This is a genomic window from Pseudomonas sp. P5_152, assembly GCF_033989915.1.
In the GTDB taxonomy this organism is placed as follows: domain Bacteria; phylum Pseudomonadota; class Gammaproteobacteria; order Pseudomonadales; family Pseudomonadaceae; genus Aquipseudomonas.
In genome coordinates, this window is record NZ_JASFAH010000002.1 from 2,345,677 (window position 1) to 2,369,053 (window position 23,377).

The window sequence follows — 23,377 nt, forward strand, 5'->3', positions numbered from 1 at the left end:
CTGCGCTACAACCCGCCCGTCGCCTGAAACCCGACCCCAAGCACCGTCAACACCGACAACGGCAGCAACAGCGTGTCGAGCAAGGCACTGGCCGGCAGGTCGAGGCCTGGATAACTCGGGGCTTCGGCACCAAATCGATCCTTGGCACAACAACCACCCTGTAGCGCATACCAGTCCAGGCGCGCCCCGGAATACACCACCGGAGCGCCCGGTTGCGCCGCATCCAGGGTGCGCACACTGGCGCATCCGGCCAGTTGCAAGGCCAGCAGCACCAGCAGCAGCTTACTCATCACTGCTCAGATGGTGTTCTCCCCAACGCGGCAGCATGTCCTGCGGGATGTTCAACACATTGAGAATCCGCGCCACGACAAAATCCACCAGGTCATCGATGGTCTGCGGCTGATGATAGAAACCCGGCGACGCCGGCAGGATCGTCACGCCCATGTTCGACAGCTTGAGCATGTTTTCCAGGTGAATGCTCGAATACGGCGCCTCGCGCGGCACCACAATCAACTGCCGGCGCTCTTTCAACGTCACGTCGGCGGCACGTTCGATCAGGTTGTTGCAGGCGCCCATGGCGATGGCGGACAAGGTCCCGGTCGAACAGGGCACCACCACCATCGCGGCCGGTGAGCCGGAGCCCGAGGCCACCGGCGACATCCAGTCTTCCTTGCCATACACCCGAATCTGCCCGGCGACCGCACCGGTGTATTCGGTGAGAAAGGCCTGCATCATCTGCGGCTTGGGCGGCAGCGTGACGTCAGTCTCGGTGGCCAGCACCAACTGCGCGGCCTTGGAGATCAGGAAATGCACCTCACGGTCTTCGCGCACCAGGCAATCGAGCAGGCGCAAGCCATACTGGGCGCCTGAAGCGCCCGTCATGGCCAGCGTGATGCGATCCGGACCGTTGTTCATTTAAGCGCCTCGGCCAGCTTGCCGTGCAGGCCGCCGAAGCCGCCATTGCTCATGATCACCACGTGCGTGCCCGGTTGAGCCTGGCTCTGGACCCGCGCAATGATGCCGTCCAGCGAATCGCTGACGATCGACGGCACCGTACACAGCGCCGCGGTGCCCGCCAGGTCCCAACCCAGGTTGGCCGGGGCGTACCAGATCACCTGGTCGGCATCGACCACGCTTTCCGGCAGTCCGTCACGGTGCGCGCCGAGCTTCATGGAGTTGGAACGCGGCTCGATGATGGCAATCAGCGGTGCGTCGCCAATGCGCTTGCGCAGGCCGTCCAGGGTGGTAGCGATCGCCGTCGGATGGTGGGCAAAGTCGTCGTAGATGGTGATGCCGTTGACCTGGGCCACGACTTCCATGCGCCGTTTGACACTCTTGAACGCGCTCAGCGCCGCAATGCCCATGGCCGGGACCACGCCGACATGGCGTGCTGCCGCCAGGGTCGCCAAGGCGTTGGCGACGTTGTGCTGACCGGTCATGTCCCAGTCGACCACGCCCTGCGCGACGCCCTCGAACAGCACTTCGAACTTCGAACCGTCTTCGCTGAGCAATTTGACCTGCCATTGCCCGCCGGCACCGGTGGTTTGCACCGGGGTCCAGCAGCCCATCTCGACGACCCGCTGCAACGCCGGCTCAGTGGTCGGATGTATCACCAGGCCTTCGCTCGGGATGGTGCGCACCAAGTGGTGGAACTGGCGCTCGATTGCTGGCAGATCGGGGAAGATGTCTGCGTGATCAAACTCCAGGTTGTTGAGGATCGCAGTGCGCGGGCGGTAGTGGACGAACTTCGAACGCTTGTCGAAGAAGGCGCTGTCGTATTCGTCAGCCTCGATCACAAAAAACGGCGTGTCGCCCAGGCGCGCCGAGACCGAGAAATTCTGCGGCACGCCGCCGATCAGGAAGCCCGGGCTCATGCCCGCGTGCTCCAGCACCCAGGCGAGCATGCTGCTGGTGGTAGTCTTGCCATGGGTGCCGGCAACCGCCAGCACCCAGCGCCCTTGCAGCACATGGTCGGCCAGCCACTGCGGGCCCGAGACGTACGGCAAACCTTTGTTCAAGACGTACTCGACCGCCGGGTTACCGCGGGACATGGCATTGCCGATCACCACCAGGTCCGGGGCCGGGTCGAGCTGGGCCGGGTCATAACCCTGCGTCAGTTCAATGCCCTGAGCCTCCAGTTGGGTGCTCATCGGCGGATAGACATTCGCGTCGGAGCCGGTCACGCGATGGCCCAGCTCTTTGGCCAGAACCGCCATCGAGCCCATGAAAGTGCCGCAGATACCCAGGATATGAATGTGCATAGTCAACCTCGTAAAACATCGAGGCAGGTTAGCCTAGGGTGGGAAAAATCGCACCTGATGTTTAAACGGGCGAGTCACTGCACCCTATTAAACGACTGAACATTCAGAATCTGCCTGCGACCCGGTACAACACCGATGCCGCTGATAACCTTGGCATCCCTCACGCTTGAGTGATCGCCGGAGACCGCCCATGAGCAAAACCACCTACGACCTGAGTATCTCCCCAGACAAAGGTCCCAAAAAATTGTCTGCCGGGCAGCGAAAATTCAATGAGCTGGTGAAAAAAATCGACAAACAACGGCAGATCCTGCAAGCGTGGGAAGCGGCCACCGCGCTTTATGAGCAGCGCTGGCACAGTGAGTTCGTGCCCCAGCTCGACATCCTGCATCAACACACGGTCGGGTTCGTGCAACGTCTGAGCGACCTGGGCGAGCGAATCAAACTCTCAAAAACCGATCGCAAGACGCTGACCCAGGAAATTTGCGGCCAAGCCTACGGCTTGCTTGATAGCGGCAATTGCAGCGATGAGGAGCAGGTGCGCTTGAAAGCGTTGTACAACCAGCACAGTGGCCGCGACTTCGATAGCGATGAGAAAGAGGACAACGAGTTTCTCAAACTGGGACTGCAGGAGATGTTCGGGGTCGAGCTCGACGACGATATCCAGGGGCTATCTCCCGACGACATCGCGCAAAAAATAAATGAGCGCTTGCAGAGCGAACAACCTGAGCCAAACAAACCTGGCAAGAAAAACGCCCACCAGCTACGCCAGGAAGCAGCCGCCGCCGAGGCCAGCCAGTCCGTGCGCGAGGTGTACCGCAAACTGGCCAGCGCCCTGCACCCAGACCGAGAAACCGACCCTGACGAGCGCGAGCGCAAAACCGTGTTGATGCAGCGCGTCAACCATGCCTATGGCCAGCGCAATCTGCTTGAGCTGCTGCAACTACAGCTGGAGTTGGAGCACATCGATGCAAGCACCCTCAACACGCTGACCGCTGATCGACTGAAACATTACAACCGCGTACTGACCGAGCAACTCGATGAGCTGAAACAGGAAGTATTCGATCAGGAGCAAGGATTCAAACTGCAGCTAAATCTCGACCCGTTCGACAAACTGACACTGGCGAACCTGCCTGGTTTTTACCAGCAGCAACTCGACTCGGTCCTGGATGATATTCAGGAACATATTCTGCTCGGCGAAGAGCTGAATGATTCCAAGAACCTGAAAGCCTGGCTCAAGGCACAGAGGGACTATGAGCGCGAAATGGAAAAATCACTCAACGACGACCTGTTTTTCGACGACCCGTTCTTTCGCTGAACAGCCGTCACTTCAGCCAACACCTAACGGGTTATCCCGTGCTTGCGCAGCTTTCTATAGAGGGTATTGCGGCTGACCCCCAACTGTTCGGCCGCATGGGTCATGTGCCAGCGCTGTTGCTCTAGGGCATTGAGCAAGGCCAGGCGCTCGGCATCGTCGAGTGGGAACTCGACCGGCGCCGGCGCACTGCTCGATGCCGGACGAGCCTGACGAATCATCGCAGGCAAGTCTTCGACACCAATACGCCCCTCTTCACACAAGGCAGCCAAGGTCCGCAGCACCGTGCGCAACTGCCGCACGTTGCCTGGCCAGGCAAACCCGAGCAACGCCTGGCGCGCCGGAGCATCAATCAACACCGCCTCGCCACCCGCCTCTTCGGCCAACAGAAAGTCCAGCAACTGGGATTTATCACTGCGCTCACGCAGGGGCGGCAAACCTACCTCCAGGCCATTGAGCCGGTAATACAGGTCTTCGCGAAAGCTGCCATCCTGCACCCGCTCCAGCAAGTCACGGTGGGTGGCGCTGATGATCCGCACGTTGACCGCCTGCGGCTCGCCACCAATCGGCACCACCAGCCGGTCCTCAAGTACCCGTAACAAGCGGGTTTGCAGGGCCAGGGGCATGTCGCCGATTTCATCCAGGAACAAAGTCCCGCCATCGGCCTGCTGTAGCTTGCCGCGCATGCCTTCCTTGCGTGCGCCGGTGAAACTGCCGCCGCGATAGCCGAACAGCTCGCTCTCGATCAGGCTCTCAGGAATGGCCGCGCAATTGAGCGCGACAAAGGCTTTGTCGGCACGCTGGCTGGCCTGGTGCACGGCCTTGGCAAAGGCCTCTTTGCCTGAACCGGTCTCGCCATTGATCAACAGCGGCACATCACGTTCGAACACCCGCAGGGCTTTGCGAAAATCCGCCTGCAAACCTTCATCGCCCAGGCAAATACCGGCCAACCGCGGCCGCTCGGCAACCCTCTGCGCCTGCGCAACCGGGGCGGGCACACTGCGCGGCTGACCGCGCAACAGGGCAAACAAGGCCCGGCCGTCGCGGGTGCGCAGTGGCCAACTGGCGCTGGCGTTGACGCTGGCGCGAGACATCAGTTGATCCAGCGAACAGTCGAAAAAGGCCTCCACCGGCTTGCCCACCAGGCCGCCGCGAATATGCCCCAGCAGGTTCAACGCGCTCTGGTTGACCGCACTGATGCGCCCTTCCCCGTCAAATGCCAGCAGCCCTTCGCTGAACAACCCGACCGACTCGGCCTGCAGGTGAAAGCGCAGCAACCACTGGTTGTCGAAGTGGCGCAGGAAGTAGCAGCTCTCGATCATTTTCGCCGAGAGATTGACCAGCGCCATGGTGTGGAACTGGCTCTGGCGCGAAACGTCATGGCGCGCCGAGGAAACGTCGAGCACCGCCAGCAGCTCGCCATGGGGGTCGAACACCGGGCTGGCCGAACAGGTCAGGCCCGTGTGGCGGCCGCGAAAGTGTTCATCCTGGTGGATGGTCAGCGCCTGGCGCTCCACCAGGCAGGTGCCGATTCCGTTGGTGCCTTCGCAGGCCTCACTCCAGTCGGCGCCGAGCCACAGGCCGGCGCGCTCGAAGATCTTGCGCTCGGTGGACGCCGTGACACAGTTGAGAATCACCCCACGGGCATCGGTCAACAGCACCGCGTGCCCGGCACCGCTGAGTTGCTGATGCAGGCTGTTCATTTCTCCGCCGGCAATCTGCAGCACCTGCTGCAGGCGCTCGCGACTTTCCAGCACCCGACCATGCTCCAGCACCGTGGGCGCGATGGCCAATGCCGGATCGAGATGATAGTCCTCCAGGCATCGCAGCCAGGAACGGGCGATGGACGGATCGCTGCCCGGACCGTGCAACTGGTTCTTGCCCTGGGTGACGGTCAAGACCTGTTGGGCATGGCGACTTAAATGGTTGCTGTGCATTTCTTATTGTTCTCCCCGAGGGTCAGGTCCGCAGAACGGTCGTAACCCCCGTGCCCCCTATCTTGTGCCTGGTTCAGGCGAGTGCTTCGCCCTCTCATGCAGCCGAGCATCCTCCAGCCCGGCGCGCATTGCAATGCCAGCGAGACCGACCGGTCACGCGCTGTGCCACAAACGGTACAAAGTGTCACACGCCCCGTATCGCATCTGGCACAGCCTGCAAGCAAGGCCCCGCCGCCGACTGCGCAAACCCTTGATTTACAAGCACCACAAGGCACTGGCCCGACCTTTGCTCTAGGCTTGTACCAGCGCTTATTGCGCGTACTCCCCTATAAGTACAAAAGCCAAGGAGACACTCATCATGCGTTACGCTCACCCCGGTACTGAAGGCGCTATCGTTTCGTTCAAAAGCAAATACGGTAACTACATCGGCGGCGAGTTCGTCGCGCCTGTCAAAGGCCAGTACTTCACCAACACTTCTCCGGTCAACGGCCAACCGATCGCCGAATTCCCCCGCTCCACCGCCGAAGACATCGAAAAAGCCCTGGACGCTGCCCACGCCGCGGCCGATGCCTGGGGCAAGACTTCGGTCCAGGACCGCTCCCTGGTGCTGTTGAAAATCGCCGATCGCATCGAGCAGAACCTCGAAGTCCTGGCAATCACCGAATCCTGGGACAACGGCAAGGCCGTGCGCGAAACCCTGAACGCCGACATCCCGCTGGCGGCTGATCACTTCCGCTACTACGCCGGCTGCATCCGCGCGCAGGAAGGCAGCTCTGCGGAAATCAACGAACACACCGCGGCCTATCACTTCCACGAACCGCTGGGCGTGGTCGGCCAGATCATCCCGTGGAACTTCCCGATCCTGATGGCCGCCTGGAAACTCGCGCCGGCCCTGGCTGCCGGTAACTGCGTGGTACTCAAGCCGGCCGAACAAACGCCGCTGGGCATCAGCGTGCTGCTGGAACTGATCGGCGACCTGCTGCCACCGGGCGTGTTGAACGTGGTGCAAGGGTTCGGCAAAGAGGCCGGCGAAGCCCTGGCCACCAGCAAGCGCATCGCCAAGATCGCGTTCACCGGCTCGACCCCGGTCGGCTCGCACATCATGAAATGCGCCGCCGAGAACATCATTCCGTCGACCGTGGAACTGGGCGGCAAGTCGCCGAACATCTTCTTCGCCGACATCATGCAAGCCGAAGAATCGTTCATCGAAAAAGCCGCCGAAGGCCTGGTGCTGGCGTTCTTCAACCAGGGTGAAGTCTGCACCTGCCCATCGCGCGCCCTGGTGCAAGAGTCGATCTACGACGACTTCATGCAAGTCGTGATGAAGAAGGTCCTGCAAATCAAGCGTGGCGACCCGCTCGACACCGACACCATGGTCGGCGCCCAGGCTTCCGAGCAGCAATTCGACAAGATTCTCTCCTACCTGGAAATCGCCAAGGGCGAAGGCGCCGAGCTGCTGACCGGTGGCAAGGTGGAAAAACTCGAGGGCAACCTGGCGACCGGCTACTACATCCAGCCGACCCTGCTCAAGGGCACCAACAAAATGCGCGTGTTCCAGGAAGAAATCTTCGGCCCAGTGGTGAGCATCACCACCTTCAAGGACGAAGCCGAAGCCCTGGCCATTGCCAACGACACCGAGTTCGGCCTCGGTGCCGGCCTGTGGACCCGCGACATCAACCGCGCCTACCGCATGGGCCGGGCAATCAAGGCCGGTCGCGTGTGGACCAACTGCTACCACCTGTACCCGGCACACGCCGCGTTCGGTGGCTACAAGAAGTCCGGCGTCGGCCGTGAAACCCACAAGATGATGCTCGATCACTACCAACAGACCAAAAACCTGCTGGTGAGCTACGACATCAACCCGCTGGGCTTCTTCTGATCCAACCTCCCGGCGACTTCGATCGCCGGGACTGACCTGTACCGGCAAGACTCTTTTTTCATGCAGTGCATTCGGCCCCCCTCGGCGGCCGGACGCACGGCTGCAAGCAGAAAATCGCAAAAGCCCGCGCGCCTTTGGTGAAACACAGCGTCCGCGCTGGAAAACAACAATAAGAAAGGAAACCGCAATGGATCAGATCGGCAACTACGTGCTCTATCTCATCATGTTCTGCGCCGTACTCGGCGCCTTCGCGGCGATCTACAACAGCGATGAAGGACTTGGTAAAGAATTCATGGAAGGCATCCACGCCACCGGGCACATCTTCGTGCCGGCGGCGGGGATCATGGCGTCCATCCCCTACCTGACAGTGGTCATCGAAAAAGCCTTCGGGCCGTTCTTCAGCTCCCTGGGCGCTGACCCGGCACTGGCGGCGACCATGATCATCGCCTCGGACATGGGCGGTTATCACCTGGCCTCGGCCCTGGCGGCCAGTAAAGAAGCACTGGTCATGGCGCTGATCACCGGTTTCATGGGCGGCGCGACCATCGTGTTCTCCATTCCCATGGGCCTGGCGATGCTCGACAAGCGCGACCACAAGTACATGGCCCTGGGCATCATGTCGGGCATCCTGACTATCCCGCTGGGCGTGCTGATTGCCAGTGTCATCCTCGCGTTCAGCAACCCGCTGGTGCGCGACCTGGTGTCGACCAACGGCGAAGCCACCTATCAATTGGCCCTGGGCCTGGGCAGCATCTTCGCCAACCTGCTGCCGATCCTGATCTTCGTCGTGGCCCTGGCCCTGGGCCTGCGTTTTCTGCCCGACCTGATGATCAAGGGTTTCATCATCTTCGGGCGCACCCTGGACGCCGCGATCAAGCTGGTCCTGGTGTTCTCCATCGTCGAGTACTTCACCGGCGTATTCACCCTGGTGTTCGGCAGTTGGGGGTTCCACCCGATCATCGCCGACGCTGAAGACCAGACCCGCGCCCTGGAAACCGCTGGCTACATCGGCATCATGCTGGCCGGTGCCTTCCCGATGGTCTATCTGCTGCGCAAGTACCTGGGCAAGCCGCTGGAAAGCCTGGGCAGCAAGATCGGCCTGAGCGCCGTTGGCAGTGCCGGCATGCTGGCGACCATCGCCAACATCCTGGCCATGTTCCGCCTGGTGCGTTTCATGCCGCCGAAGGACAAAGTGATCAACATTGCCTTTGGCGTGTGCGCGGCCTTCCTGCTGGGCGACCACCTGTCCTTCACTGCCAACTTCCAACCCACCATTATTCTGCCGGTGCTGATTGGCAAGATAAGTGCAGGTTTCATTGCCGTGGGCCTGGCGTATTGGCTGTCGGTACCCAAGGCCTTGCAACTGGAAGCCGAGGACCGCGCCGCCGGGATCATTGCCAAGGGCGAATACCTGGGCCTGCCGCTGCCGGAAACCCTGCACCCCGATGGCACCAAGGCAACGGCCTGAGTCTGCTGCATTGAAGTGCGCTGCCCACGCCGAGCGTGGCATGCTCAGCCACGGCCGGCCCCGGGCAGCGCACTGTCCTATTTGAAACGGAGACTGAAATGGCAAGTTTTTCCCATAGCGTGGGCGCCCAGACCTACCGCTTCGACGACCTCAAGGACGTCATGGCCAAAGCCAGCCCGGCACGCTCCGGAGACTTCCTGGCCGGTGTCGCCGCGCAGAACGACGGTGAGCGGGTAGCGGCGCAAATGGCCCTGGCGGATATCCCGCTCAAGCACTTTCTGCAAGAAGCGCTGATCCCCTACGAGACCGATGAAGTCACCCGGTTGATCATCGACACCCACGACGCCAACGCCTTTGCCACCGTCAGCCACCTGACCGTCGGCGGCTTTCGCGACTGGCTGCTCAGCGACGCCGCCGACGAACACAGTCTGCGTGCGCTGGCCCCCGGCCTGACGCCAGAAATGGCCGCGGCCGTGTCGAAAATCATGCGCGTGCAAGACCTGGTGCTGGTGGCGCAGAAAATTCGCGTAGTCACCCGCTTTCGCGGGACCCTGGGCCTGCGCGGTCGCTTGTCGACCCGGCTGCAACCCAACCACCCCACCGACGAGCCGGCCGGTATCGCGGCGAGCATTCTCGACGGCCTGCTGTACGGCAATGGCGACGCGATGATCGGCATCAACCCGGCCACGGACAGCATCGCCTCGATCTGCGCCATGCTGGAAATGCTCGACGCGGTGATCCAGCGCTACGAAATACCGACCCAGGCCTGCGTCCTGACCCACGTCACCACCTCCATCGAGGCGATCAACCGTGGCGTGCCCCTGGACCTGGTGTTCCAGTCGATTGCCGGCACCGAAGCCGCCAATGCCAGCTTTGGCATCAGCCTGAGCGTGCTCCAGGAAGGCTACGACGCCGGACTGAGCCTCAACCGCGGCACGCTGGGGCAAAACCTGATGTATTTCGAGACCGGCCAGGGCAGCGCGCTGTCGGCCAACGCCCACTTCGGCCTCGACCAGCAAACCTGCGAGACCCGGGCCTATGCCGTGGCACGGCATTTCAAGCCATTCCTGGTCAACACCGTGGTCGGTTTCATCGGCCCGGAGTACCTGTACAACGGCAAGCAGATCATCCGCGCCGGCCTGGAAGACCACTTCTGCGGCAAGTTGCTCGGCGTGCCCATGGGCTGCGACATCTGCTACACCAACCACGCCGAAGCCGACCAGGACGACATGGACACCCTGCTGACCCTGCTGGGCGTGGCCGGGATCAACTTCATCATGGGCATCCCCGGCTCCGACGACATCATGCTCAACTACCAGACCACCTCATTCCATGACGCCCTCTACGCGCGCCAGACCCTGGGCCTGAAACCGGCCCCGGAATTCGAGGCATGGTTGGCGAACATGGGTATTTTCACGCAGGGTGACGGCAAGGTCCGGTTCGGCAACAACCTGCCGCCGGCCTTCCGCCAGGCCCTGGCGCAACTGGGATGAATGAGGTGCTCATGGAACAACCACCGATCGACCCGCAGAACCCCTGGTTGGAACTGCGCCGCCTGACCCCCGCGCGCATCGCCCTGGGCCGGTCCGGCACCAGCATGCCGACCGGCGCCCAACTGGATTTCCAGTACGCCCACGCCCAGGCCCGTGACGCCGTGCACCTGCCCTTCGATCACGCCGGGCTGAGCACGCAGTTGGCCACAGCCGGACGCGCCAGCCTGCTGCTGCACAGCGCCGCCAGCGATCGGCATAGCTACCTGCAGCGCCCGGACCTGGGGCGCAAACTCTCCGAGCACTCGGCGCAAACCCTGCGTGAATATGCCGAGGCCCACCCAGGCGGGGTCGACTTGGCCGTGGTGGTGGCAGACGGCCTGTCGGCACTGGCGGTACATCGGCACACCCTACCCTTCCTGGCGCGCATGGAAGAACAGACCGAGGCCGAGGGCTGGTCCCTGTCGCCGGTGATTCTGGTGGAACAAGGTCGGGTCGCCGTGGCCGACGAAATCGGCCAGTTGCTGGGAGCCAAAATGGTGGTGATCCTGATCGGCGAACGCCCCGGCCTCAGCTCGCCCGACAGCCTCGGCCTGTATTTCACCTACAACCCCAAGGTCGGCCTGACGGACGCCTACCGCAACTGCATCTCCAATGTCCGCCTCGAGGGCCTGAGCTACGGCATGGCCGCCCACCGCCTGCTGTACCTGATGCGCGAGGCCTGTCGCCGGCAGCTATCGGGCGTCAACCTGAAAGATGAGGCGCAACTGCAGACTATCGAGTCAGAAAACGACGCACAAACCAGCTCCAATTTCCTGCTCGGTCCGCAGAAACCCTGAGTCTACTGCGCATTGCGTTTTAGTCGCGCTTTGAGGCAGAGTCGACGAACGGCTGCCCGAGTGATGGATCAATTGCCGTCAAATCCACTGGAAACTGCCGTCATATCTACTTGAAGTTGAGGCCTCTAGCATGCGGATTATTCAAGCTACTCTCGAGCACCTGGACCTGCTGACGCCTCTGTTCGTCAAGTACCGCGAGTTTTACGGCTCGCTGCCTTATCCGGATTCCTCCCGCGCGTTCCTGGAAAAACGCCTGCGCCGCAAGGAGTCGGTGATTTACCTGGCCTTGCCAGATGACGACGATGGCCGACTGCTGGGCTTTTGCCAGCTGTACCCGAGCTTCTCGTCCCTGTCGCTCAAGCGGGTATGGATCCTCAACGACATCTACGTCGCCGAAGACGCCCGCCGCCAACTGGTCGCCGACAACCTGATGCGCACCGCGAAAAAAATGGCCAAGCAAACCCAGGCCGTGCGCATGCGCGTGTCCACTAGCAGTGACAACCTGGTGGCGCAAAAAACCTACGAGTCCATGGGCTTTCGTGAAGACAGCGAGTTCAAGAACTACATTTTGCCGATCAGCGACGAACTCTGACATTTGTGACGTTTCCAGGTGGCGCGGGCGCACGCTCCCGCCGGGGGGTGCGTTGCGCCCCTGAAACCTGAACCCAGGCTGAACCCGATGCACTTAATTCCCCCGGCAATCCTCACACCATCGCCTTCGTAATCCCTCGCTACAAAACCCACACGCTTTTCACTTTGCTGTCCGTATAATCGCGATCTTTATCGGCCGTAAGAAATAGCCCGCGGCCTTGTAGTCATATTTTTCAGACTTTCCGCACAGGCTTGCCGAGTCGAGCCGCCACACAGGTGCCCTCCATGGATTTCAACCCGATCGACCTTGTCCTGCATCTCGACGTGTACCTCGATATGCTGGTCACCAACTACGGGCCATGGATCTACGCCATTCTTTTCCTGGTGATCTTCTGCGAGACCGGCCTGGTGGTCATGCCCTTCCTGCCGGGCGACTCGCTGCTGTTCATCGCCGGTGCCGTCGCCGCCGGTGGCGGCATGGACCCGGTGCTGCTGGGCGGGTTGCTGATGCTGGCGGCGATACTCGGAGACAGTACCAACTATGTGGTCGGTCGAACGGCCGGGGAAAAACTGTTCAGTAATCCCAACTCGAAAATCTTCCGCCGCGACTACCTGCAACAAACCCACGACTTCTATGAAAAGCACGGCGGCAAGACCGTGACGCTGGCGCGCTTCCTGCCGATCATCCGGACCTTTGCGCCCTTCGTCGCCGGTGTCGCCAAGATGCCCTATCCGCGTTTTTTCGCCTTCAGTGTGTTCGGCACCATCCTCTGGGTCGGCGGCCTGGTGACCCTGGGTTACTTCTTCGGCAACGTGCCCTTCATCAAGAAGAACCTGTCGCTGCTGGTGGTAGGCATCATCCTGTTGTCGCTGGTGCCGATGATCATTGGCCTGGTCCGCAGCCGCTTCGGTGGCTCGAGCTCCAAAGCCCAGTCGCGCTGATCGCCCATGGGCCTGCTCAGCACCTGGCGTCGCCAACGCACCTTGGCCAAGCACCCCGTTGCCGATGAAACCTGGCAGCGGGTCCGTCAGCACCTGAGTTTTCTCGACGGCCTGAGCGAGGCCGAGGACCAATGGCTGCGCGAGTCGGCCGTGCTGTTCCTGCAGGACAAACACCTGACCTGCCTGCCCGGCGTCGAGCTGCACCAGGAACAACGCCTGCTGCTCGCCGCCCAGGCCCAGTTGCCGCTGCTGCACCTGGGCGATCTGAACTGGTACCAGGGTTTCCATGAGATCGTGCTGTACCCCGACGACTTCCTCAGCCCGCAGCGCCATCGCGATGCCAGTGGCGTGGAGCATGAGTGGGACGGCGAACACAGCGGTGAAGCCTGGCAGCAAGGGCCGATCATCCTGGCCTGGCCCGGAGTGATGGCCAGTGGTGGCTGGGAAGGTTACAACCTGGTGATCCACGAACTGGCGCACAAGCTCGACATGCTCAACGGTGACGCCAACGGCCTGCCGCCGCTGCACAGTGACATGCGGGTCTCGGACTGGGCACAGGTGATGCAACACGCCTACGACGACCTCAACCGCCAGCTCGACCACAACCCCGATGCCGACACGCCGATCGACCCCTACGCCGCGGAAAACCCCGCCGAGTTCTTCGCCGTCACCAGCGAATACTTCTTCAGCGCCCCGGATTTGCTGCACGGCAGTTATCCACAGGTCTATCAGCAACTGCAGCTGTTCTACCGCCAGGATCCCCTGGCAAGGCTTGCGCATTTGCAAGCCGAACATCCGGCGTATCAGCCACACGACTAAGGTCTACGCGACTTCTGGTACGTGGCACAGGCTCAGGAATATGCCTATAATCGCCGCCACTTTTTGGTCAATCCGGCCAAGTCATTTGGCCACTAACGGGGGCACCGCCCAATGAGCTACAGCAAGATTCCGGCTGGCAAAGACCTGCCGAACGACATCTACGTCGCGATCGAGATCCCGGCTAACCACGCGCCGATCAAATACGAAATCGACAAAGACAGCGATTGCCTGTTCGTTGACCGTTTCATGGCCACCCCAATGTTCTACCCGGCCAACTACGGTTTCATCCCCAACACCCTGGCTGACGATGGCGACCCCCTCGACGTGCTGGTTGTAACCCCTTACCCGGTTGCTCCAGGCTCGGTCATCCGCGCACGTCCAGTTGGCATCCTGCACATGACCGACGACGGCGGCGGCGATGCCAAAGTTATCGCGGTGCCACACGACAAGCTGTCCCAGCTGTATGTCGACATCAAGGAATACACCGACCTGCCAGCCCTGCTGCTGGAACAGATCAAGCACTTCTTCGAGAACTACAAGGATCTCGAAAAAGGCAAATGGGTGAAGATCGACGGTTGGGGCGACGCCGAAGCTGCGCGCGCTGAAATCATGAAGTCGGTTGCCGCCTACAAAGGCTGAGACGGCATTGGCCTGGCGCCACTGACGGCTTGAAAAACCCCGGTTATCCGGGGTTTTTTTATAACTATAGAAACTTCAAATAACAGTCTAATTAATACAATTTGGAAGGTTGTTTAGTTGCGTTTATCACTCACTTACAAGCTCTTGCAAAACAAGCGGATATTCCTGCGTAAATTGATCGGTTTGTTTATTCAATACCGTTAGTTGACTGAGTAAAATCCGCGTTTATGAAAAAACACAAATGCGGCCCACGCTTCAAGGCACTCCTCAAGGAGGTGAAAATCACCCCCTCGGAGTTTGCTACCTTCTGCAACGTCGAGCCCCAGCACATCAACAACTGGTACATCCGCGGCGTGCCCTACCCCCGCGTCGAAGAAATCGCCCGCCTGCTGAGCGTCAACAGCCAATGGCTGATCAATGGCGAAGGCCCCAAGCATCCCGTCATCGGCCAAACTTGCGAACCGATTGCCACCCAACTGGACACCCAAGAGTCGCGCGGGCAGTACCACACCTGTGCCGACTCCCCAGACATCGAACTCCCGCTCTACAAAGAACAGCCCAAAGCCCTCGGCTCCAGCGACACCCATGTCGTCGCAATCCCCGGCGAAGCCGTTCGCCTGCCCCGTCGCTACCTGGAGAACCTGGAAGTCAAACCCATCCACGCCATCTGCGTGCCCATGGTCGGCGACAGCATGTCGGAGAGAATCGAAGACGGCTCGACCCTGGCCATCGACCGCAGCCTGACCCAGATCATCGACGGCCAGATCTACGCCCTCCAGCACGCCGGCATGCTGCGCATCAAATACCTGCACCGCCTCCCCGGCGGCGCCCTGCGCTTGCGCAGCCACAACAGCAGTGGCTATCCGGACGAAATCTTCAGCGCCGAACAAATCAAAAAACAGGATATCGACGTCCTCGGCTGGGTGTTCTGGTGGTCCACCCTCAACAAACAGCGCCCGCCAGTACCCTTTGCATGACCACCGCAACGCCCTGCAATACACATCGCACTGGGAATTCCCCAAAAAAATCAGTATGCTGCGCACCACATTTGCATCGACCCGCCCCGCGCCGGTCCGATCGCACCGACAAGGCAGATGACTTTCTCGCCAAGTCCCACAGCCGGACGCAAGATCCGGGTGTACGTTTTGAAGGCTGGTACGGTTTACCAAAAATAAACCAAGCCAGTCCCCGAGAAGCCGGCCACAAGCCGGCTTTTTAATGCCCGTTAAACCCCCTCTCTACGCAAATCACCCCTCCCCAAACACCACCGCCTGCATCGGCGCTGTATTCACCTTCAACTGAAACACCTCCGGCCGCGAATAGTGCCCGCACACGTCAAAATCAAGGTTGCTGGCGCGGCCGATGGACAGGTCGATTTCGGCGTACAGGATGGTTTCCTGGTCAAACACTGGCCCTGCCAACACTTCGCCGGTCGGGCTGACGATCATGCTGCCGCCGTGCATGATGTAGTCGGCGTCCTGGGCCTGGAGGTTGAAGTCTTCGCGGTAGCTGGCCGGGTATTCGGCCAGGGTGATGGCCTGGCAGGCGGACAGGACGTGGACCCGGCCTTCGAGGGCGATGTGCACCATCGATGAGGCCCAGGTTGGGCGGTCGTCGGCGGTGGGCGCGCAGTAGATTTCGGTGCCTTGGGCGTACATGGCCTGGCGCAGGGCGGGCATGTAGTTTTCCCAGCAGATGACGCTGCCCAGGCGGCCGAAGGGGGTGTCCACCGGGGCGATGGTCGAGCCATCGCCGAAGCCCCAGATGATCCGCTCCTGGCCGGTCGGCATCAGTTTGCGGTGATACCCGGCAATGCCTTGGCCCGGGGCCAGGGTCACGGCGGTGCAATACAGCGTGCGGCCCAGGCGCTCGATGATGCCCATGACCACATGCAGGCCGGTTTCATTCGCCACTTCGCTGAGACGGGCCAGTTCCGGGCCGTCGAGGGTGACTGCGCCGTCCATGTAGCGCTCGAAGTGCGCGCGGCCGGTGGCATTGCGGCTGCCGATGACGGTACCGAAGGCGGCGCCCTTGGGGTAGCCGCCGAGGAAGGCCTCGGGGAACACCGCAAGCGTGGCGCCCTGGGCGGCGGCCTGGCGGATCAGGCCGGCCGCTTTTTCGGCGCTCAGTTGCGGCTCGAACGGAATGGAAGACGCTTGCACTACAGCTGCTTTAAACATGAGCCTTGCCTTGTGTCAGAAGAAGATGGGGATTAACCACGAGTGATGTCGCGGTCCTTGGTTTCCGGCAGCAGGAACCAGAGCACGATGAAGCAGGCCAGTGACACGGCGGCCAGGTACACGGCAGGAATGTTCGGGTTGTGGGTGGCCTGGATCAGTGCCACGGCAATGAACGGGCCCGGGCCAGCCAGCAGGGCCAACGCCACGTTGTGCCCGACTGCGGCGCCGGTGGAGCGGATCGACGCTGGGAACACTTCCACCAGCAACACCACGTCCATCACCGCAGTGATCGCCACCAGCAGCGCCATGATCAGCAATCCCAGGAGGATTGCCCCGTAGTGGCCGGTGTTCATCAACAGAAACACCGGGTAGGCCAGCACGGTCAGGCCGAATGCAGCGCTGAGGACAAAAGGACGACGACCAAAACGATCGCTGAGGCGCCCGACAATCGGGTTGAGCAAGGTGTAGATCACCAGGGTCAGGCTGCACAGCCACAGGGCCGTGGATTTGCTCAGGCCGACGGTTTGCGTCAGGTGGGTGTTGGCGTAGGTGATGAAGTAGTACAGCGACACGCCGAACAAGGCAGAGAATGCGAAGGAAATCACGAACGCGCGCCATTTGGCCCGGCTGGATACGGTTTCCAGGGTGTTGTTGGCCCGCTTGCGTTCAAGCTCCTCGTAGACCGGGGTGTCACCCAGTTTGCGGCGGATGTACATGGCCACGCCCGCCATGACGATGGAGGCAACGAACGGTACTCGCCATCCCCACTGAGCCACTGCCTCCTCGGACATTGAACTGGTGATGATCGCCGCAATCGCCGTACCGCAAAGAAATGCTGCGCCGGCCGTACCGGTAATCACGCTGGCAGCGGTGGCGCGGCGATTGGCCGGGGCACTTTCGACGATGTAGATCCCGGCGCTGGACCACTCACCTCCGACCATCATTCCCTGCAAGAAGCGCAGGGCCACCAGCAATATCGGCGCAGCAATGCCGATGCTCGCGTAGTCCGGCAGCAGGCCGATCAGCGTGGTCGCCAGCCCCATGCCGAACACCGTGATGATCAGCACCGCGCGTCGCCCCAGCTTGTCGCCAATCGGCCCCAGCACCACGGCGCCCAATGGCCGGGCGAGAAACCCCACGGCGAACACCGCCAGCGACGACAGCAGCGAGACGCCGGGCTGGGTGGATGGGAAGAAGATCTGGCCGATCACCGCGGCGAAGTAGCCGTAGATGGCAAAGTCGAACCACTCCATGAAGTTGCCGATACCGACGGCCACTGCACGTTTGCGCAGTTCCGCCGCGGCGCTGGATGACGCTATGCCTTCAGGTTGATCCGTTCGCGCTATCGTCTGTTGCATGCTGAGGTTCTCGATTGTTGTTGTGTTTGCCTGGGTTGAGATTAAGAATCCGCAGGTTAATTAATCAAACGAATACTAGAGATACCCATGATTAGAATTTCTAATATCAGTAGGGTCGACCTCAATCTGTTAATCATCTTCCAGTGCCTGATGACCGAGCGCAGCGTGACCCGCACGGCTGCCGTGCTGCACGTGACTCAAGGGGCGGTGAGCTCTTCGCTCAAGCGGTTGCGCGAACAGTTTCACGACGAACTGTTTCTGCGCACCGGCACCGGCATGGTGCCGACACCTCGGGCACTGGAGATCGCACCCAAGGTGATGGAAGCGCTGACAGCCGTCAGCGCGATTGTCGATCGCCAGCCGCAGTTTGCCGCCGAGTCATCCAACCGGGTGTTCAACATCGCCCTGTCGGACGACATCGAAAGTTACCTGTCGCCCAGGCTGGTCAACGAGGCCAAGGCCCGCGGCCTGTCAGTGAGTTTCGCCTTTCACCAGACCAACAGCTCACTGTGGAAAAACGCCCTGGCGGACCCGGCCATCGACATGGTCTTGTGTTCCGAACCCAAGGAAGTCACCTCGCACTACTCCTCTCAAGTGCTGTTCTCTTCGTCCTACTCCTGCCTGTATGACGGACCACGTCTCAACCTGCAGAGTCCTATCAGTCGCGACGAATACCTGCGCCACGAACATGTGCGGGTATCCTTCGATGGCCGCCGTGGTTTCGTCGATGACCTGCTGGAAAGTGAAGGCATCCCGCGTCGGGTTTCAGCGTCCTTTACCCACTTTTCCGGGGCCCTGGCGACGCTGGTCAACAGCGATGTGATCGCCACCCTGCCGACCTTTGCGGCGCTGTCCTACGCCCGGATTGCCCGACTGACGGTCAGCCCGGTGCCGATTTTTGTCCCGGCCTTTCGTGTGTTCATGGTCTGGGACGTGGAACACAACGACGACCCGCACAACCGCTGGCTGCGTAATTTCATTATCGATACCACCCAGGAGTTGCAGCGGGGGTCGTTGACGCCGGTTTAGAATTGGCGACAACCGCTCCTTCCCCCCCACTGCCACGCGAACACTCAACGAGAACCCCACACATGCCCTTGCACATCCCGACTCTCTTAGTGGTCTCGGTGTTTGTATTCATCCTGATGGGGCTGTTGACCGTGCACGCCTGGTTGCGCGAGACCCGCGATCGCTCGCTGGCCTACCTGGGGTCCATGATGCTGCTGGCGGCCCTGGGCATGGTGCTGGTCAGCCTGCGGGACCTGGGCTTCGATGCTGTGCCCATCGTGCTGGGCAATGTGGTGCTGTTGCTGAGCGCAGCGATGAGCTGGACCGCCATGCGAGTGTTCACCGGGCGTTCGCCTTCTGTGCCGGGGATACTCGCCGGGGCGGGCATCTGGCTGAGCCTGTGCCTGGTGCCGGTGTTCTATGCCTCCCTGCCCGTTCGGGTGTTCGCCTACTCGGTGCTGGCGGCCGGCTACGGGGTATTGACCATCCTGGAGTTTGTGCACGGCCGCAAGACCCTTGAAGTCGCCTACCTGCCAGCGCTGATCCTCACCGTTCTGCACACCCTGTTCTATGCCGTGCGCAGCCTGACCGATCTGGGCCTGCCCCTGGATCAGGCACTGCGTGGGGCCGGCACCGGGGTGGGATTTTTCTCGTTCATGCTGTTCGAGTCGATGCTGTATGTGATCGGCATCGGCTACGTGACCCTGGCAATGGTCAAGGAGCGCGCCGAACTGCGCTTCAAGGCTGCCGCCCTGTGCGATGCCCTCACCGGTGCCGGCAACCGCCGCGCCTTCATGTTGCATGGCGGGCAACTGCTCAAGGACTGCGCTCAACGCGAGCAGCCTGCGGCCCTGCTGCTGTGCGACCTGGACTACTTCAAGCGCCTGAACGACACCTTCGGCCACCACATCGGCGACCAGGCCCTGATTGCGTTCGCCCGGGTCATCCAATCCAACCTGCGCAAACCAGATGTCTTCGCCCGCATCGGCGGCGAAGAGTTTGCCTGTGTGCTGCGCGACTCAGACTTGCAGCACGCCGTACTGGTCGCCGAACGCATTCGCCAGGCATTTGCCGAGCTCACGCTACTTGAACCGGGCCTGCTCAGCGTCAGTATTGGCGTCGTGACCAGCGTTGAGGCTGGCTACAACTTGGTGCGCCTGCTTTCACAGGCCGATGAAGCGCTGTACGTGGCCAAGGCCAAGGGCCGCAACCGAGTGCAGGTCGCGGGGCCGGCGGCCGTGGCGCGAGTGCAGGGTGGAAGTGTCGCCGGATGAAGAACCGCAGCAGGCATGTTAGAGGTGAAGGCGACAATGCCTGCTCTCGGCCGGCATCAAGCCATTCCAATGGCCTCCGCGTTGCTGATCCCCCCCCTATCTGCTAGTGTCGCGCCGGTTCAAATGTCACCTGGATAGCCGCCATGGCCCGCAAAAAAGCTGCACTGGATTTCGAACAATCCCTCGCCGACCTGCAAACGCTGGTTGAGCGTCTGGAGAACGGCGAGCTGTCGCTGGAAGACTCGCTGACCGCCTTCGAACAAGGCATCGGCCTGACCCGCGATTGCCAGGCCGCACTGGCACAGGCCGAGCAGAAGGTCCAGGTGCTGCTGGAGCGCGATGGCGAACTGGCCGAGGCGCCTTTCGACGCGGATCAACCAGAATGATCGCGGCGTATTCGGCCAGCAGTCAGGCCCGGGTCAACGCCGCGTTGGAAAGCCTGTTCGGCGCGCCGAGCCCGGAGCTCGCGCGCTTGTACGAAGCCATGCGCTACAGCGTGATGAACGGTGGCAAGCGCGTGCGCCCGCTCCTGGCTTACGCCGCCTGCCAGGCCTTGGGCGGCGAGGCTGAGCAAGCCAATGGCGCGGCCTGTGCGGTCGAATTGATCCACGCTTACTCGCTGGTGCATGACGATTTGCCGGCCATGGACGACGACGACCTGCGTCGCGGCCAGCCCACCACGCACAAGAAATTCGATGAAGCCTGCGCGATTCTCGCCGGTGACGGCCTGCAGAGCCTGGCTTTCAGCGCCCTGCTCGACCCGCGCTTGAATAACGCCGATGCCGAGATCCGCCTGCAAATGGTCAGCGCCCTGGCGTTGGCGGCAGGCCCGGCCGGCATGGTCGGCGGCCAGGCCATCGACCTCGGTTCGGTGGGCATCAAGCTCGACCAGCAAGCCCTGGAATACATGCATCGGCACAAGACCGGCGCGCTGATCGAGGCCAGCGTCAAGCTCGGCGCCCTGGCCAGTGGTCGGGCCGAGAAGAGCGAGCTCAAGGCGCTGCAGACCTATGCCCAGGCCATCGGCCTGGCGTTCCAGGTGCAGGACGACATTCTCGACGTCGAAAGCGATACCCAGACCCTGGGCAAACGCCAGGGCGCCGATATTGCCCGGGACAAACCGACCTACCCGGCCCTGCTCGGCCTCGAAGCAGCCAAGGCCTATGCCCTGGAACTGCGCGATCAGGCCCTGCACGCGCTGCGACCGTTTGACGCGTCGGCCGAGCCGCTGCGCGATCTGGCCCGCTATATCGTCGACCGTCGCAACTGATCCGGTGCACGCTGCCCAGCAAGTTCCGCGCTCTGCGTGGGCAGCGTGCGCTGCATCAGGTAAACTGCCGCATCTTTTATACCTATAACGATTCGCCTGATGCCCACGACGTTTCATGAGATTCCCCGCAAGCGCCCGACCACGCCCCTGCTCGACCGTGCCAACACGCCGGACGGCTTGCGCCGGTTAGGCGAAGCCGAGCTGGAAACCCTGGCCGATGAGTTGCGCCTGGAATTGCTCTACACGGTCGGTCAGACCGGTGGGCATTTTGGTGCTGGCCTGGGCGTGATCGAGCTGACCATCGCGCTGCATTACGTGTTCGACACCCCGGACGACCGGCTGGTGTGGGACGTGGGTCATCAGGCTTATCCGCACAAAATTCTCACCGGTCGTCGTGAGCGCATGGGCACCCTGCGCCAGAAAGACGGGATCGCCGCCTTCCCGCGCCGCTCCGAAAGCGAATACGACACCTTTGGCGTCGGCCACTCCAGCACCTCGATCAGCGCAGCGCTGGGCATGGCCATTGCCGCCCGCCTGCAGAACAGTGATCGCAAGGCCATCGCGGTGATCGGCGACGGCGCCCTGACCGCTGGCATGGCCTTCGAGGCGCTGAACCATGCGCCCGAAGTCGACGCCAACATGCTGGTGATCCTCAACGACAACGACATGTCGATCTCGCGCAATGTTGGCGGGCTGTCCAATTACCTGGCCAAGATCCTTTCCAGCCGCACTTACGCGAGCATGCGCGAGGGCAGCAAAAAGGTCCTGTCGCGCCTGCCTGGCGCCTGGGAAATCGCCCGCCGCACCGAAGAGTACGCCAAGGGCATGCTGGTCCCCGGCACCCTGTTCGAAGAGCTGGGCTGGAACTACATCGGGCCGATCGACGGCCACGACCTGCCGACCCTGATCGCCACGCTGCGCAACATGCGTGACCTCAAGGGGCCGCAGTTCCTGCATGTGGTGACCAAAAAAGGCAAAGGTTTCGCCCCGGCGGAAGTCGATCCGATCGGCTACCACGCCATCACCAAGCTCGAACCCCTGGATGCCCCGGCCGCCGCGCCGAAGAAAGCCAGCGGGCCGAAGTATTCCGGTGTGTTTGGCGAATGGCTGTGCGACATGGCCGCTGCCGACCCGCGCCTGGTGGGGATTACCCCGGCGATGAAGGAAGGCTCCGACCTGGTGGCGTTCAGCGAACGTTTCCCGCTGCGCTATTTCGACGTGGCGATCGCCGAGCAACACGCGGTGACCCTTGCCGCCGGCATGGCCTGCGAAGGCGCAAAACCGGTGGTGGCGATCTACTCGACCTTCCTGCAGCGTGGCTACGACCAGCTGGTGCATGATGTGGCGGTGCAGAACCTCGATGTGCTGTTCGCCATCGACCGCGCCGGCCTGGTGGGCGAAGACGGTCCGACCCACGCCGGCAGCTTCGACCTGTCGTTCCTGCGCTGCATCCCCGGGATGCTGGTGATGACCCCAAGCGACGAGAACGAACTGCGCAAGATGCTCACCACCGGCCACCTGTACAACGGCCCGGCGGCAGTCCGGTATCCACGCGGCAACGGCCCGAACGCAACGATCGACAAAGACCTGGAGCCGATCGAGATCGGCAAGGGCATGGTGCGCCGCCAAGGCAGCACCGTCGCCCTGCTGGTGTTCGGCGTGCAACTGGCCGAAGCGCTGAAAGTCGCCGAGACCCTGGATGCGACCGTGGTCGACATGCGCTTCGTCAAGCCGCTGGATGAAGCGCTGGTGCGTGAGATTGCCGCCAGCCACGAGCTGCTGGTGACCATCGAAGAAAACGCAATCATGGGCGGCGCCGGTGGTGCGGTCAGCGAATTCCTCGCCCGCGAGAACATCCTCAAGTCGATGCTGCACCTGGGCTTGCCGGACAGCTACGTCGAACACGCCAAACCGGCGCAAATGCTGGCCGAGTGCGGGCTGGATGAGGCGGGAATCGAAGCGTCGATTCGCCAGCGCTTGCAACTGCTTAACATCTAAAGACACATACAAAACCCTGTGGGAGCGAGCTTGCTCGCGATGACGGTCTGACAGTCGACATATTCGTTGACTGACAGACCGTCATCGCGAGCAAGCTCGCTCCCACATTGGT

Annotated in this window: 21 protein-coding genes; 15 read left to right on the forward strand and 6 right to left on the reverse strand. The window is 61.8% G+C overall.

Features of this window, described 5'->3' with window-relative positions; translation table 11 throughout:
* Positions 1 to 5: 5 nt before the first annotated feature.
* From QMK50_RS10680 to mpl, 3 genes are read right to left on the reverse strand one after another with little or no spacing between them, the layout of a single operon-like run.
* On the reverse strand, positions 6 to 290 hold the full coding sequence (locus tag QMK50_RS10680; protein WP_159998131.1) for a YceK/YidQ family lipoprotein: 285 nt from the start codon (positions 288 to 290) through the stop codon (positions 6 to 8).
* Positions 283 to 915 carry a flavin prenyltransferase UbiX gene (ubiX, locus tag QMK50_RS10685; protein ID WP_095166275.1) on the reverse strand — a complete coding sequence of 211 codons (633 nt, stop codon included), beginning with the start codon at positions 913 to 915 and terminating at the stop codon, positions 283 to 285. The genes QMK50_RS10680 and ubiX overlap by 8 nt, the downstream gene beginning before the upstream one ends.
* Positions 912 to 2,261 carry a UDP-N-acetylmuramate:L-alanyl-gamma-D-glutamyl-meso-diaminopimelate ligase gene (gene mpl / locus QMK50_RS10690; protein WP_320333093.1) on the reverse strand — a complete coding sequence of 450 codons (1,350 nt, stop codon included), beginning with the start codon at positions 2,259 to 2,261 and terminating at the stop codon, positions 912 to 914. The genes ubiX and mpl overlap by 4 nt, the downstream gene beginning before the upstream one ends.
* A gap of 190 nt (positions 2,262 to 2,451) precedes the next feature.
* On the opposite strand from mpl, the gene QMK50_RS10695 reads away from it, so the two are divergent.
* Positions 2,452 to 3,576: a molecular chaperone DnaJ gene (locus QMK50_RS10695; protein ID WP_320333094.1), complete on the forward strand. Its 1,125-nt coding sequence runs from the start codon at positions 2,452 to 2,454 to the stop codon at positions 3,574 to 3,576.
* Between the two features lie 23 nt (positions 3,577 to 3,599).
* Here QMK50_RS10695 and QMK50_RS10700 read toward each other — a convergent pair whose 3' ends face one another.
* Positions 3,600 to 5,510, reverse strand: a complete 1,911-nt coding sequence (locus tag QMK50_RS10700; protein WP_095166269.1) for a sigma-54-dependent Fis family transcriptional regulator — start codon at positions 5,508 to 5,510, stop codon at positions 3,600 to 3,602.
* A gap of 358 nt (positions 5,511 to 5,868) precedes the next feature.
* Here QMK50_RS10700 and QMK50_RS10705 point away from each other — a divergent pair, with 358 nt between their 5' ends.
* From QMK50_RS10705 to QMK50_RS10745, 9 genes are all read left to right on the forward strand, one after another.
* Positions 5,869 to 7,389 (forward strand): aldehyde dehydrogenase family protein, encoded by a 1,521-nt coding sequence (locus QMK50_RS10705; protein WP_320333095.1) that lies wholly within the window; start codon positions 5,869 to 5,871, stop codon positions 7,387 to 7,389.
* Positions 7,390 to 7,576: 187 nt separating this feature from the next.
* Positions 7,577 to 8,857, forward strand: coding sequence for an ethanolamine utilization protein EutH (eutH, locus tag QMK50_RS10710; protein WP_095166265.1), 1,281 nt, complete (start codon positions 7,577 to 7,579; stop codon positions 8,855 to 8,857).
* A gap of 98 nt (positions 8,858 to 8,955) precedes the next feature.
* Positions 8,956 to 10,350: an ethanolamine ammonia-lyase subunit EutB gene (locus QMK50_RS10715; protein WP_095166263.1), complete on the forward strand. Its 1,395-nt coding sequence runs from the start codon at positions 8,956 to 8,958 to the stop codon at positions 10,348 to 10,350.
* Between the two features lie 11 nt (positions 10,351 to 10,361).
* The gene (eutC, locus tag QMK50_RS10720) at positions 10,362 to 11,186 is read left to right on the forward strand and encodes an ethanolamine ammonia-lyase subunit EutC (protein WP_095166619.1); all 825 of its coding nucleotides are present in this window, start codon (positions 10,362 to 10,364) and stop codon (positions 11,184 to 11,186) included.
* A gap of 130 nt (positions 11,187 to 11,316) precedes the next feature.
* A complete protein-coding gene (locus QMK50_RS10725; protein WP_320333096.1) occupies positions 11,317 to 11,778 on the forward strand; it encodes a GNAT family N-acetyltransferase in 462 nt (153 codons plus the stop codon).
* A 284-nt stretch (positions 11,779 to 12,062) separates the two neighbouring features.
* A complete protein-coding gene (locus tag QMK50_RS10730; RefSeq protein ID WP_095166259.1) occupies positions 12,063 to 12,719 on the forward strand; it encodes a DedA family protein in 657 nt (218 codons plus the stop codon).
* Positions 12,720 to 12,725: 6 nt separating this feature from the next.
* Entirely contained in the window at positions 12,726 to 13,538 is an 813-nt protein-coding gene (locus tag QMK50_RS10735) for a zinc-dependent peptidase (RefSeq protein ID WP_095166257.1), read from the forward strand.
* Between the two features lie 111 nt (positions 13,539 to 13,649).
* Positions 13,650 to 14,177, forward strand: a complete 528-nt coding sequence (gene ppa, locus QMK50_RS10740) for an inorganic diphosphatase (RefSeq protein ID WP_095166255.1) — start codon at positions 13,650 to 13,652, stop codon at positions 14,175 to 14,177.
* 227 nt (positions 14,178 to 14,404) lie between these two features.
* A complete protein-coding gene (locus tag QMK50_RS10745; RefSeq protein WP_320333097.1) occupies positions 14,405 to 15,154 on the forward strand; it encodes an XRE family transcriptional regulator in 750 nt (249 codons plus the stop codon).
* A gap of 270 nt (positions 15,155 to 15,424) precedes the next feature.
* On the opposite strand, the gene QMK50_RS10750 is transcribed toward QMK50_RS10745, so the two are convergent.
* Positions 15,425 to 16,357: a carbon-nitrogen hydrolase family protein gene (locus QMK50_RS10750; RefSeq protein ID WP_320333098.1), complete on the reverse strand. Its 933-nt coding sequence runs from the start codon at positions 16,355 to 16,357 to the stop codon at positions 15,425 to 15,427.
* A gap of 32 nt (positions 16,358 to 16,389) precedes the next feature.
* Complete coding sequence (locus tag QMK50_RS10755) at positions 16,390 to 17,715, reverse strand: MFS transporter (protein WP_320333099.1); 1,326 nt, start codon at positions 17,713 to 17,715, stop codon at positions 16,390 to 16,392.
* Between the two features lie 87 nt (positions 17,716 to 17,802).
* Between QMK50_RS10755 and QMK50_RS10760 the strand changes: the two genes are divergently transcribed.
* The 5 genes from QMK50_RS10760 to dxs all read left to right on the forward strand — a co-directional run bounded on the left by QMK50_RS10760 (position 17,803) and on the right by dxs (position 23,265).
* Positions 17,803 to 18,744 (forward strand): LysR family transcriptional regulator, encoded by a 942-nt coding sequence (locus tag QMK50_RS10760; protein WP_237234944.1) that lies wholly within the window; start codon positions 17,803 to 17,805, stop codon positions 18,742 to 18,744.
* A gap of 62 nt (positions 18,745 to 18,806) precedes the next feature.
* Entirely contained in the window at positions 18,807 to 19,997 is a 1,191-nt protein-coding gene (locus QMK50_RS10765; protein WP_095166244.1) for a sensor domain-containing diguanylate cyclase, read from the forward strand.
* Between the two features lie 143 nt (positions 19,998 to 20,140).
* Positions 20,141 to 20,383: an exodeoxyribonuclease VII small subunit gene (locus QMK50_RS10770; protein ID WP_095166242.1), complete on the forward strand. Its 243-nt coding sequence runs from the start codon at positions 20,141 to 20,143 to the stop codon at positions 20,381 to 20,383.
* Complete coding sequence (ispA, locus tag QMK50_RS10775) at positions 20,380 to 21,267, forward strand: (2E,6E)-farnesyl diphosphate synthase (protein ID WP_320333100.1); 888 nt, start codon at positions 20,380 to 20,382, stop codon at positions 21,265 to 21,267. Before QMK50_RS10770 ends, ispA begins: the two co-directional genes overlap by 4 nt.
* 99 nt (positions 21,268 to 21,366) lie before the next feature.
* A complete protein-coding gene (gene dxs / locus QMK50_RS10780; protein WP_320333101.1) occupies positions 21,367 to 23,265 on the forward strand; it encodes a 1-deoxy-D-xylulose-5-phosphate synthase in 1,899 nt (632 codons plus the stop codon).
* Positions 23,266 to 23,377 lie beyond the last annotated feature (112 nt).